8 protein-coding genes are annotated in these 13,592 nt (G+C 32.4%); 3 read left to right on the forward strand and 5 right to left on the reverse strand.

The window, feature by feature from the left end; all coding sequences use genetic code 11:
* Positions 1-203 precede the first annotated feature (203 nt).
* The 5 genes from TD29_RS12775 to TD29_RS12795 form a co-directional block, all read right to left on the reverse strand.
* Complete coding sequence (locus tag TD29_RS12775; protein ID WP_040281142.1) at positions 204-2,168, reverse strand: putative porin; 1,965 nt, start codon at positions 2,166-2,168, stop codon at positions 204-206.
* A gap of 120 nt (positions 2,169-2,288) precedes the next feature.
* The gene (locus TD29_RS12780) at positions 2,289-3,218 is read right to left on the reverse strand and encodes a hypothetical protein (RefSeq protein ID WP_040281143.1); all 930 of its coding nucleotides are present in this window, start codon (positions 3,216-3,218) and stop codon (positions 2,289-2,291) included.
* A gap of 11 nt (positions 3,219-3,229) precedes the next feature.
* Entirely contained in the window at positions 3,230-4,075 is an 846-nt protein-coding gene (locus TD29_RS12785; protein ID WP_152611517.1) for a putative periplasmic lipoprotein, read from the reverse strand.
* A gap of 17 nt (positions 4,076-4,092) precedes the next feature.
* Entirely contained in the window at positions 4,093-5,520 is a 1,428-nt protein-coding gene (locus TD29_RS12790) for a RagB/SusD family nutrient uptake outer membrane protein (protein WP_040281145.1), read from the reverse strand.
* 13 nt (positions 5,521-5,533) lie between these two features.
* The gene (locus TD29_RS12795; RefSeq protein ID WP_040281146.1) at positions 5,534-8,644 is read right to left on the reverse strand and encodes a SusC/RagA family TonB-linked outer membrane protein; all 3,111 of its coding nucleotides are present in this window, start codon (positions 8,642-8,644) and stop codon (positions 5,534-5,536) included.
* Between the two features lie 202 nt (positions 8,645-8,846).
* Between TD29_RS12795 and TD29_RS12800 the strand changes: the two genes are divergently transcribed.
* From TD29_RS12800 to TD29_RS12810, 3 genes are all read left to right on the forward strand, one after another.
* On the forward strand, positions 8,847-9,449 hold the full coding sequence (locus TD29_RS12800; RefSeq protein WP_040281147.1) for a ribonuclease HII: 603 nt from the start codon (positions 8,847-8,849) through the stop codon (positions 9,447-9,449).
* A gap of 28 nt (positions 9,450-9,477) precedes the next feature.
* On the forward strand, positions 9,478-11,907 hold the full coding sequence (locus tag TD29_RS12805) for a DUF3352 domain-containing protein (RefSeq protein WP_040281148.1): 2,430 nt from the start codon (positions 9,478-9,480) through the stop codon (positions 11,905-11,907).
* 117 nt (positions 11,908-12,024) lie between these two features.
* Positions 12,025-13,587 carry an OmpA family protein gene (locus tag TD29_RS12810; RefSeq protein ID WP_040281149.1) on the forward strand — a complete coding sequence of 521 codons (1,563 nt, stop codon included), beginning with the start codon at positions 12,025-12,027 and terminating at the stop codon, positions 13,585-13,587.
* Positions 13,588-13,592 lie beyond the last annotated feature (5 nt).

Here is a 13,592-nt window from a genome sequence, read left to right on the forward strand (position 1 = left end):
AAAAAAATTTCCAAACAATATAAACACTATAATTTTAATGAACTTATCACCGTAAACGTTACCGTTTTTAGCGGCTGCAAATATACAACCTATACTTGACCAAATCCTAATCTTTTTGAACCTTTTTTTGAAGTATTTTTCCAAGGTCACATTAACCACTATAAATGAAATAGTTACAATACTATTTACTTTTATAAAATATATTAAAGAAAGAAATTCCAAACTATTCCGAATCGAATTGAGAAATCTCTATAAGGATTATTGGGAGCTGAGAAGTAATCGTATCCCGTAAACGATGAATTAAAATGTTCTGCTTTTAAAAATATTCTCGTTTGTCGAATCTTTGCATTAATAAAAAAGTCTAATCTGGGAAAGCCACCCAGCTTAGTTTCATTCTGAGAATAAAATTCTGCTAGTAATGGATCGTAACCATCCATATAATATTCAGTAAAGTAATTGAAAGTGATTCCTGTTTGCAAAAACAGAGCTTTATTTTTAAAAAAATGGTTTGAATAATAAATAGTATTCCTTATGACCAGGTCAGGCAAATTAAGTGACTGACTATCGTCATTGACCTTCTGATAAAGGATTGAATTATCTAAAGCAAAATTTCCAAATTTAAATTCTTTATTAACTTGTAGTTTAAATAGGTTAATTGTTTGATTCAACTGACTAGGCTTTATTATTTCTGTATCGTTTTCCGCAGAAAAAAATGCATAATCATTAATAGATTCATATTGCAACCAAATATTGAAAAGTTTTTCAGAATTTAATTCAAACTTGACATTAGAATTACGTTGATTTTTAAAATTTTGAATATTATTCCAATTATAATTGATGTAATCACTTTGGTAAAGTAGAATATTATAATTTGGAGCTGATAAATTATAGCCTATACTTCCTTTTAAATAAAGATCATCATTAATACTATATAATGTATTAGCTTTAAAAAATCGATTATCGAATTGACCAGTTAAATTAACTCCTATTTCGGTATTTAAAGTAAAGTCTTTATATTGTTTTGTGTAATCCCCTTTTACACTTAAAACTTGCTCTTTGATTCTATTTGGTATTTGATTACCATTTAAATTAGTAACCTTATCATATCCATAATTAATATCATTGTAAATTATACCAAAACTAATTTCACCAATAATGGGTTCTATGTAGTTGATAGAAATCTCGGATTCAAAGTTTTCAAGAGTAACTTTGTCGCGAATGTTAGATTGATTAAATGAATCACCTAAGAATGCATTACTGTTAGTTTGGTCAAATTGGTAATACTTATCTTCAAAATTAATTATATTTTTGACAGTTAGTGATTGACTTGTAGAATCATTATTTTTAATTATATCATATACATGGTTCAGGTAAAACCTTTTACCCACTAAAATATTTTCTGCATCACTCATATTAGGATCGAAAACTGATCTATCAATAAAATCTTCATCACCAGAAGTAAAATTTAAAACGTCCTCATTGGTCAACCCTCCATTCTCCTGATTTAATAAATCTTGTGTGACAATATGTGCTTTAGCCTTGTATCGTTCATTCTTTGATATAAAATTAGAGGTAAATCTAAGGTTACCAGTACTAGTTAATGCCTGTTGGTAATTACCTAAGGATCTCATACCCTTATATGCAATAGAAAAGTTAAATTGTTTTGATGTGTTTACTGTAAAAAATGCATCCAATAACTGACCTTGTTGAAATGCTGTTTTATAAAACAATTCAGTTAAAGGTGTGGGCACTTCATAATAGTGAATATCTTCCTTTTCAAAATAATTAAAATGTCTAGCCCTTGCACCAAATAATGGAACCAACTTATTATTATCAAAACCTTTTGTTAAACTATTATAAGTTTGACCTAAGTTGGCAAACTGTATTAATCCAAAATTATCTTTTCTTAAATAATTAAATTTATATTCTTTTTGAATTGTTAAGGACGTATCTAATAGAGTTATATTGTTAGAAACATCGATAATTTTGTATTGATCAATAGTCGCGTCTTGATTAGACTGAGAAGGCTTATCTTTTTTATCATAGCTATTATTAATTCTAGTACTATCGGAAGTTTTAATAAGAGTAGACTTTTTCAAATTTTTAACCTGAGCTAAGTGAACAGAAACACTAAGCAACAAAATAAAAAGACATATATTTTTTTTCATACTTATAATAAATTTCAAATATAGAACTAAACTTAATGAAGCAAAGTACAATTAAACATAAAAAAGTCACAAAAATTAATTTGTGACTTTTTTTATGTTTAAATAAAACTATTGTTTTATCTATACTTTGGTTAGCAAGATTGTAGTTGCAACATCTTGTTCACCACAACCTCCTGTTCCATTAACATCTCCTGCAACATCAGGATCTCCAATAAATTTGAAATCCAACATATTAAGAAATATTTGATCATCACCACAAGGTAACGCGGCTTGATTTTCAGTATCATTACCAAATACTAAAGCACTTACACCACCATCACAAGATAATCCTGTACCAATCTCTTCTGCCACGGCTACACCTTCGGAAGTAAATGTAAATTCTATATTCGTTATAGGATCACCAGCTCCAACACCAGGTAAATAATCAATAAGAAAGCTTCTACTTAATGATCCATTTGCACCTTCAACTAAGGTTACAACAGCACCATCCTCAAATTGCGGGCCAAAAGGTCCTTCTTCAGTAACTACTGTTAACACATAATCACCTAAAAAATTACTTGTGTTTGTTGCATTTGCAGGACAAATACTTACTCTATTCGATATTATTCTATCAGCACCATCAATACCTACTGTTACAGAATTTCTATCTGTAGATGTCAAAATCACATCAAAAACCATAGGTTCAGTAATATCAGCTATCGCACTTAAATCAAAATCAATAGTTGGAAAACCATTTACCAAAGCAGTTCCTCCTTCATTTGCAGGAACAGTTAGGGTATTTTGATTATAAAAAGAATTAACATCTAAACCAGATACAGATACTAACTCATAACCAATATTTAAATCAGTAAGATTGTAAGGAACCTGCATAACTACTGGAAGCCCATATACAGTATCGTCAAAACTTAAAGATATATCAGTTGTTTCAGTTTGAAATTGAATCCATCCACTATTTGGATCACTACTAAATCTTCCACCGTCGTCATCACCATCACAGCCATAGCCTAATGTTAATAATACGAGCATTGTTATTTTTAAAATATTTTTCATATTATGCTATTTTATTGTTTAGTTAATGTAAAGTTTTGCAAAGATGGATTACCACAATCACCATAAGAATCTTCTATGTAGTTCACTGTATGAATATCACCAACACTATCATCATCATAACTACTACTAAAAGTACTATTTTGATCACCAGCTGTATCTAATGCAAATGGACTGTCTTGCGTACAAGTCACATTCTCATCTATTTCACTTATAGCAAACGAACCACAAACTAAATTTAATGTCACAGTTGTTGGTCTCTCTACTGTACTACCAGGTAAGAACGTGGTTGTAAATATTCTTACAGTACCGTCAATTACTTCACCATCGTCATCTACAGGGATAGAAAGAGTTACTAATTCGTCAGAAGCAAAATTTCCATTACTATCAACGATAACATAATCACCTACCAAATACGTCTCAGGAACTGGACAAGATTGAAAAAGACTAACCGTATGTTGAACTCCATTAACAATACCTGAATCAACAGAATCTATGTTTAAAACAATTGTCTCAGGATCTACTTCTACCGAGTTATCAACCCCAGAGATAGTAAATGTATTAAGATGCTGTCCCGCAGGTACTACAACTGAACTAGGTACTGAATAATTTTCAGGATTAGCCGTTGACGCTTCTAAATCAACAGAGATATTAACAGTTCTATCAACACTAGAAAGCGTTGTTATATTCACTTGAACTTCCACTGAACCTACATCGTCAATGATTACCGGTAATTTTGAACTTGTTACATTGAATGTTGCTAACGTTTGACCACCAGCAGCATCAAAAAGTACAGGTTCTGTTTCCTCACATGCTGTAAACAACAGACATACAATGAGTAATTTAAATATATTTTTCATGTTTATTTTTTTTTAAATTAATATCCTGGAGCTTGTTGCTCTCTGATAACTGGATTACCATTAAGTTCTCCTGTTGGTAATGGTAAAATAAATTTAGGAGATGTTGCTGGTAACTCACAAGGAATTGATCCACCACAATCATCTATAGATATATCTCTATTAATACCGTCACCCGTTATAGATCTTACTCGCTTAATGTCTGTATATCTATGACCTTCAAATGCTAATTCCAATCTTCTTTCTGCAATAATCCCTTCGATAGCCTCTATAAGAGAACCATAAGAAATTGCTGGAGGAGGAGAACCACGTCTTGCAGTCTGAACAGCTAGCACATCAGCGGCAGCTAGTCCAAATTGCGTAGTTTTAGCATACGCCTCAGCTCTAATCAAATAAGCCTCTGAAATTCTCATATACTTAAAATCATTAATAGCCTGAGTATCTGCATTAATTGGGTATTTACCAACAACTAAGACATTTTCTGCAACATCACTTACAGGATCTAAAATTACAGATCTTCTAATATCATCAGGTGAGTAAGCATTAAATAATTCATTAGAAATTTCAAATTTAGGTCCTTGACCAGAGAAATTCCAAACAAAATTAATACCAGAATCTGCACCTTGTACATTATCATAATTAAAAATAACTTCAGTCTTGCTAGCGTCTTCGTTAAACATATCGAAATACTCAGCTGCATTAGCTAATGGATAATTAGGGATTAATGCATTAACTGCTGCAATAGCACCTGCATTATCTCCAGTTTCCAAAGCAATTCTCGCTCTTAAAAAAGTAACAAAATCTGGAGTCGCAAAATTGATGTCGTTAGTTCCAGCTGGAAATAATGACAATGCTTGATCTAAATCATTTTGCACACCAATAAGCACCTCTCCTACAGTATTTCTTGCTGGAGTAGCGTCCTCAGACACATAATCTACATAAGGAACACCTAATGCAGTATCACTTGTTAAATCAAGTCCATAATACAACAATAATTCATAGTGAGCTAATGCTCTAAACGCATAGTTTTGAGCCAATATGTTATTGTATTGATCTAAATCATCATCACTAGGTGTAATAGTTGCTGCCGCTTCGAACAACCTGTTTATGTCGTTGATAACACTGTAACGGTTAAACCAAAGCACTCCTGCGTCTCCAAAACTAAAACCACCAGTATCAGCATTTAAAATTTGCTCATGAAGGGCTCTATCTTGACCTCCACTATCAACACCTAATTGCGTGTTATCTGTAAAGATTGAATTAAATCCAATAATATAATTCGTACTATAACTACCAATAACTCCGTTAAGACCAAATTGCAGATCTTCTACGGTATTGTATGCAGTTTCCTCAACTAGTGAATCAACTGGAAACCTATCTAATTGATCGCTACAACTGGTAAACAGTGTTGCAACCGATAAAGTTATTATTCCTAAATATTTTTTCATTTCTATTTTATTTTTAAAAAGTTAAATCAAATCCTAAACTAAAAGTTCTAGCTACAGGATATTCAAAGAAAGTTGAAGCAACTGTACCTTCTGGGTCAAATCCTCTAAATTTAGTCCAAGTTACTAAGTTAGTACCTTGTACAAAAACACGAATTCCAGTAAACACACCTGTTTGTTCTAATACTTTCTTATCAACGTTATATGATAATGAAATATTTCTTAATCTCAAGAATGATGCATCTTCTAAATATCTGTCACCAGATTGTGCTCTTAAGCCACCAAAAGATAAAGCTGGTATTGCTGTAACTTGTCCAGGAGTAGTCCATGCATCTAACATAGTTGTTGATAGATTTAAGTTAGAACCTAAAGAAGAATCTTCAATAAGTGCTAAAGAACTATTTCTCTTCCAGCGATCAGCTTGGAATGAAAATAAGGCGTTTAAAGCAAAACCTTTGTAGCTAATATCAGCTCCAAATCCACCTGTATAAGTAGGATCAAAGTTTTTATCTAAGTACACTCTATTATTAGGATCATATACATTTGTTAAATTACCATCTACATCTAAATAAAGAGGCTCTCCATTTGCAGGATTAACTCCAGCCCATCTTACATCAAACCAAGTATTAGCAGAGTACCCTTCAGCAATTCTTAAAGTATTCCCAGTAAATTCACCTGGTAAAGACTCTACTTCATTTTTGTTATAGTTACCATTAGCGTTTAACGTAATGCTCCAATCATTTGTTGCAGATTTTCTTAGTAAATCATAAGAAATCTGTAAATCAATACCTTTATTACTCATATCTGCAACGTTAGTAGTTACTGAAGTAGAACCAGTACCTGCTGCCGATAATAGTTTGTTAGCAAATAAATCTGTAGTTAAATTATCATAAACATCTAATTCACCAGATAATCTGTTTTGCCATAAACCGAAACTTAAACCTAGGTTGAATTGATTAGACGTCTCCCACTGAATAGCTGGATCGATCAATGTACCTAATTGGTAAGAATTTCCTAATTGGTAACCAGAACCAGAAATTACAGTCTGTAATCCTTGGTAACGCGTACCTACACCTTGATTTCCTACGACACCATAACTAGCACGTAATTTTAAAGTAGATAACCAATCAACATTTTCCATGAAGCTTTCATTATCTAAATTCCATCTACCTGAAACAGACCAGAAAACACCATCTCTATTCTCTATAAAACGAGATGTCGCATCATTTCTAATAGAAGCTGACACTCCAAAACGGTTATCATAATCTAAATCTAAAGTAGCAAATACTGAAGCTAATGCTAATTCAGATTCACTAGAACCAACGCTTGGTATATAGTTATACTCATCTGCATCATCACCTTCAGTTGTATTACCATCAGTAAACCCAGCTCCAGATGTTGGCAATGCAGGATTTAAACCAAATGCTTGCAAACTAGCGATTTGTGTATTAGCATAGTTATACTCAGCAAATACTGCAGCATTTAAATTTAACTTTTCAGTTATGTTATTATCATAACGTACAAATACGTTAGATATAAAATTAGCATCTCTATAGAAGCTTTCAAATTGCGTTCCTTTAAACTCTGATGCATCTGTAGGTGTTCTAAAACTTCTAATAGAACCTGGAGGGTTTATAAATAAACGCTCTTCATTAGTATAATCAATACCGAAAGATACTCCTGCCGTTAAATTCTTAGCGAAGTTATAATCTGCTGCAATCCTACCAACAATCTTAATTTCTGCTTCTTGATCTGTACCAAGGGCAGCTGTATTTAAAGCTATAAAAGGCGTGTTTTGAAATCCATCAACATTGTTGAAATCAATATTACCGTTAGCATCATAAGCACCTGAACCACCTTCTCCTCTTGGACCTGTACCAAAGATATTAATAGAACCATCAGGATTATAAGGTGATAAATATGGTAAACCAATGTAAGGTACAATAAACGGGTTATCTAACTGACCACCTGTATTAGCACCTCTAACAGCATCAACAACGAAATCACTCACAGAGTAGTTTGCCGTTAAAGTTGTTGAGAAATTCAATTTATTATCTGAAGAACTTGCATTAAAGTTATTTCTAAAAGAAAAACGTTGCAACTCACTACCTAATGTAGTACCTTCTTGATTGAAATAATTCACAGAAGTAAATGAAGAACTATTCTCTCCACCTGTAGTTACAGAAACTTCATGCGACCTAGTCTTTCCTTGACGTAGGAAAATATCTGCCCAGTTTGTATTAGACTGTCTTGCTATCGCTGCTATTTCAGCATCATTTAATCCATCACCATATTGTGTTGTACCTGGCAATAAATCTCTTTGAAATGTCAAAAACTGCTGCGCATTCATTACATCAAACTTAGGGTTTGGCACTTCTGAAACACCAAATAATGACCTGTATTGAACTTTCACTCCAGATCCTTTTTTACCTGTTTTAGTTGTAATAAGAATTACACCACCTGCACCTCTATTTCCATAAATAGCAGTTGCTGCAGCATCCTTTAATACAGACATTGTAGCAATATCATTTTGGTTTAAACTACGAAAGTTATCCTGATCAACTGGCACTCCATCAATAATGAATAAAGGCTCAGTATCACCGTTTAGTGAGTTTCTACCACGAATAATAATTGTAGCACTCTGTCCTGGCTGACCAGAACCTGTACTTACATTTACACCTGCAGCTTGACCTTGTAACATTTGATCCACAGAACTAATTGGCACTTGCTCAATTGACTCTGCATCAACAGTTGCTAAAGCAGATGTAATCTTAGAACTATTAGTTGCTCCAGCATAACCTGTAATAACAACAGTTTCAAGCTCAGCTAAATCCTCAGCCATGGCAAGATCTAATGTTGAACCTTGACCAATTTTCTGTTCTGAAGTCTTCATTCCAACAAAACTAAATACCAATGTTTCACCAGTACTTGCCTTGATAGAGTAATTACCATCAAAATCTGTTTGAACTCCACGAGAAGTTCCTTTTACTATTACACTTACACCTGGTAACGGAAGTCCGTCTGTAGCCGATGTAACTGTTCCTGTGACCGTTTTCTCTTGTGCGAAAGAGAGTTGCATCACAAACGCCATAAATAGCGTCATTAACCATGTTAACTTTAATTTCATAAAACAATTATTTGAGTTAGTCTATCGCAAACATCTTAATAATATATTAAATAAACAAGTATTTATACTAAAAAAATGTTAACGAGCAATTAATTGTCACAAAGCGATTTTACTTAGCTAAACCTTAGGATTACTAGTAATTAGATACATAAAATGTAAATAGGTTGCGTTAAAATTTTAACTTTGCTCAAACTTTAACATTTTGAGACTTAAATCATCCTTTTCTAAACTAAATTTAGAATGTGGCACAGATGAAGCTGGACGAGGTTGCTTAGCTGGTCCTGTAACGGCTGCCGCAGTTATTTTGCCTAGGAATTTCAAAAACGACCTACTTAATGACTCTAAGCTCCTTTCAGAAAAAAAAAGAAGCATTTTAAAACCCATCATTGAGTGCGAAGCCGTCACATTTTCCTACACACACATTTATCCTACAAAAATAGATAAAATCAACATATTAAACGCCTCTATTCTAGCGATGCACAACGCTATTCAACAGCTCTCCACTCGGCCAGATTTTATCATTGTTGATGGCAATAAGTTTAAACCTTATCGTGACATCCCTTTTGAAACTATTATTAAAGGTGATAGTAAATATACTTCCATTGCTGCAGCATCAGTTCTAGCCAAAACCTATAGAGATGCCTACATGGAAGACATCGACAAGGAATACCCTATGTACAATTGGAAACAAAACAAAGGATATCCCACAAAAGAACATAGAGAAGCCATACGAAGATATGGCATCACTAAATATCACAGAAAAACTTTTAGATTATTACCAGAACAATATCATTTGGACTTGTAACTTTTTATATTTGTAAAAATCTTTGTAAATGAAAAAAATCTGGTTTATCGGTTTTTGCTTTGTGCTGCTTTTTAGTTGCGAGAATGCTAAATCCAAATCTATTAGCGCTTTATCATTAGTTCCAAATAATACAGAAATTCTAATTAAAATAAATTCTTCGGAAGGTTTAGAAAATGGATTAAACAATAATCCATTGATAAAGGCTTTAGGCAATTACACCGCTATCAAAAACCTAAAGGACATTCTCCCGCCTCTAGTTGACATTAATAAAAATCACAGTTTAATTGCACTTTCTAAAAATAATCAAGACAGCTTAAACATTAGCTACATTATTCCTTTTTCTAAAGAAAACCTAACCTTAGACTCTATTAAGAGCATAACATTAGACTCCACGTTTAACACAGAGCAGATTAATAAATTATATTTCAATAATCATCCATTTTATTACACTACGATAGACAGCATCCTATTTGCTTCTAACAATTTAGATATTACTAAAAACTCACGAATCCACAATACAAACGAACCTGAAATTGAAACCATCTTCAACACCTCAAATGAAGACAAAATGGTATCTGTATTAATAAATCATAATTCTAATCATTTTTCACCTAAGTTCTTTAAAGATTCAACGCTCAATACTAAAAAATTCTCGAATTACACGATGATTGATGGCGATATTGGTTACAATTCAATTGTATTTAATGGCATCACTAAAGCACATGATTCCACTAAAAGTTTAATTAACATATTTAAAAATACAATTCCGCAAGAAAACAAAGCAGCCTCAATCTTACCAAGAGACACTCAAAGTTTTACAAGTCTAACTTTTGATCAATTTGAAACTATAAAAACAAATCTTCAAAATCATCAACTCGCAGACACTCTAAAAACCGATAATTTAGGCTTTCAAAATATCATAGAGATTAGCATAGCCAAAAACAAATCTCATAACGCCATATTAATTAGATCGATAGACCCTACAACTACTCTCGAAAACATTGACACAAAGACAACTACCGATACTTATAGAGATGTTTCTATTTTTTCTTCGGAAAAAGAGCCAACTATTTTAACTGATTTTAAATTTATCTTAAACTCTTATGGATCAACATATTTTATTTCAATTGATGACTTTATTGTATTCTCTGATAATATAGACTTTCTAAAATCTATTATTTCTAGCTACCAAAACGACGCAGTACTTTCTAACACGGCATCGTATCAAAATTTACAATTAAACCTAAGTGATGAATCTTCGCTTTTAATTTATGGTAATAACTCAGAATTAAATACAATATTAAACACTAATTTTACTGACGATATAAAGTTAAACATAAGCAACTATAATTCTAATGTAATACAATACACTTACGATACAAATTTTGCCCATGTAACTGCCATCTTTTCAAATCACAAGAACAAAGGATCGCGTCATACTATTTCCGAAGAATTTAACATCTCAATCAATGCAGACCTGTTGACGACTCCGCAATTAGTAAACAACCATACTAACAACCAAAAAGATATTGTCGTGCAAGATGTAAACAATAATTTATACCTTATCTCTAATCAAGGTAAAGTCTATTGGAAAAAACAATTGCAAGGTAAAATTCTAGGTGAAATTTCACAGATAGACACTTATAAAAACGGAAGATTACAATTAGTTTTTAACACTGCTAATCGACTGTATGTATTAGACAGAAATGGCAAAGACGTAAACAACTTTCCGCTTAAGTTTAATGACAATATAACTCAACCAGTATCAGTTTTTGATTATGATAAGAGGAAAAATTACAGGTTAATGATTACTCAAGGAAAATCTGTATTAATGTATGACAAAAACGGAAATATTGTAAAAGGTTTTAAGTACAAAAGCGCCAAAAACACTATTACATCTCAACCTAAGCATTTTAGAATTGGTTCTAAAGATTTTATAGTATTTGCTCACGGCAATAAACTCGAAGTTTTAGATCGTGTAGGTAACCCAAGGTATCAAGTAAAAGAACACATTGATTTTTCTAAAAATGATATTTACTTATACCAAAATAACTTCACAACCACTACTACTAATGGAGAACAAATACAAGTAAACTCTAAAGGTACTATTCGCCATAAAAACTTGAACTTAAATAGCAACCATAGTATTGCAACCACGAGCAAAACATTTGTGTCATTAAGTGATAATAAACTGATGATAAAATCTAACACAATTGAACTAGATTTTGGAGATTATACACCTCCAAAAATCTTTTATATCAACGATAAAATTTATGTTACAGTTACAGATTTACAATCTAAAAAAGGATTTCTATTTGATAGCCAAGCTAAACCCATAGCAAACTTCCCTGTATATGCTAATTCTCAATTAGAACTCGGAAATATTGATAAAGACAGATCACTAGAAGTCATAACTAAAGGTGATAATAATGCCATAATTGTTTACGAGATTAGATAATTAACATCCATATTATTTTACCACACACACGCTAAAACATACTATCCATACATCATTTTTTGCCACCCAATAAGGATTAACTAACTTTAAACCAGCAATTCACAAACGTTAATCCTCATGTTTCATAAACTTTTTCAATCTAAAATTGTATTGACAGTTTTAGTTTCGGTATGTTTTATATTCCAATCGTACTCACAAACCAAAAAACTAAAACGTCCAAAAAGTAGAGTTGGGATTTCTAGTGTAGACACATTTGTTCAAGAATCTTTTGATCTTTATGAAAAGGTATACAAATATGATGGTTATGCTCAAGCAGGCACACCTCTAGACGATGAAGACATTGATGTTTTAGAGGAAGCTTTAGCCGAAATGACTAATTTAAGTGATAGTGCTCCAGATATTATATCAGATTTAGATGGTGTTGGAATTCTCAAACAAGGCAAAGCAACGCTTCAAATAAATAAAGCAAAAAAAGCACTTACCTATAGCATAAAAACAGCTAAAGCACTGCTGCTAGGTGATAAAACAAAGCCCGAAGAGGACGACAAAAAAACCCAAGAAACAGCAAGCAACCAAAAAGATGAGAAAGATACCACAAGCGATAGCGATAAAAAGGCAACTGACGATACCAATATAGAAGCGCCTAAAAACATATCAGATGACTTAGAGATTTACAGTAAGTTCGATTTTGTAGCTGGTGATGAACTCCTGTTTTTTGAGGACTTTGCTAATGATTTTATTGGAGATTTTCCGTCGCGATGGAATACAAATGGATCTGGAGAAGTTGTTAAAATCAATAAAGTTGAAGGTAAATGGTTGCAACTCAAATCTGGCTATAACATTCATCTCATTCCTGATATTATAGAACTTCCTGAGGATTACACTATAGAGTTTGATGTATTAGCCGAAGGTCTAGACAACAAAACCTCTTCTACTGGTAGGTTAAGTGTTATTTTAAGTGACAACAACAAATTTAATAGAGGTATTGAGCATTATATTGAAGTCTCGATACCTTTTGGTCAATATGCAGCATTTGATTTTAGGGTAAAAAACTTTTTTAATAAAGATGAAGGCGATATCAATTCGGCAATAAAAGGAGACATTAGAAAAGAGGTGCTCAATCAGCCACACGTTTCTATATCTGTTACAAAAAAACGTTTTAGACTTTGGGTAAATGAAATTAAACACATTGACATCCCTAGACTTATTGAAGTAGAAAACGTTCTTGATCATCTTAAGTTTCAAATTACCAATTTCAAAGACGGTAAAGAACATATATTTATTAGTAATTTAAAAGTTGCTAAAGGCGGTGTAGATTTAAGGCGTAAATTATTAAGCGAAGGTAAAATTTCAACTAATGGTATTTTATTTAACTCAGGTTCTGCAAATATAAAACCGCAATCTTACGGTATTATTCGTCAAATCTCACAAGTGTTGTTACAGGATGAGAGCATAAAGCTCATGATTGTAGGACATACAGATGCTGATGGTAATGATGATACTAATTTAAAGCTTTCAAAATCTCGTTCCGAAGCTGTAAAAGAAGCCCTTATTAATGTATATAAAATTGATGGAAGTAGGCTCGTTTCCGAAGGAAAAGGAGAAAGCGAACCTATTGCAGATAACACATCACCTGAAGGAAAAGCACAAAACAGACGTGTAGAATTTATCAAACAATAATTGGT

Origin of the sequence: Psychroserpens damuponensis, assembly GCF_000826655.1 — a bacterium.
Taxonomy (GTDB): Bacteria; Bacteroidota; Bacteroidia; order Flavobacteriales; family Flavobacteriaceae; genus Psychroserpens; species Psychroserpens damuponensis.

Bases quoted from the DNA above. Each gene is read 5' to 3' on its own strand.
- TD29_RS12775 (WP_040281142.1), bottom strand. From the start codon at position 2,168: ATGAAAAAAAATATATGTCTTTTTATTTTGTTGCTTAGTGTTTCTGTT.
- TD29_RS12780 (WP_040281143.1), bottom strand. From the start codon at position 3,218: ATGAAAAATATTTTAAAAATAACAATGCTCGTATTATTAACATTAGGC.
- TD29_RS12785 (WP_152611517.1), bottom strand. From the start codon at position 4,075: ATGAAAAATATATTTAAATTACTCATTGTATGTCTGTTGTTTACAGCA.
- TD29_RS12790 (WP_040281145.1), bottom strand. From the start codon at position 5,520: ATGAAAAAATATTTAGGAATAATAACTTTATCGGTTGCAACACTGTTT.
- TD29_RS12795 (WP_040281146.1), bottom strand. From the start codon at position 8,644: ATGAAATTAAAGTTAACATGGTTAATGACGCTATTTATGGCGTTTGTG.
- TD29_RS12805 (WP_040281148.1), top strand. From the start codon at position 9,478: ATGAAAAAAATCTGGTTTATCGGTTTTTGCTTTGTGCTGCTTTTTAGT.
- TD29_RS12810 (WP_040281149.1), top strand. From the start codon at position 12,025: ATGTTTCATAAACTTTTTCAATCTAAAATTGTATTGACAGTTTTAGTT.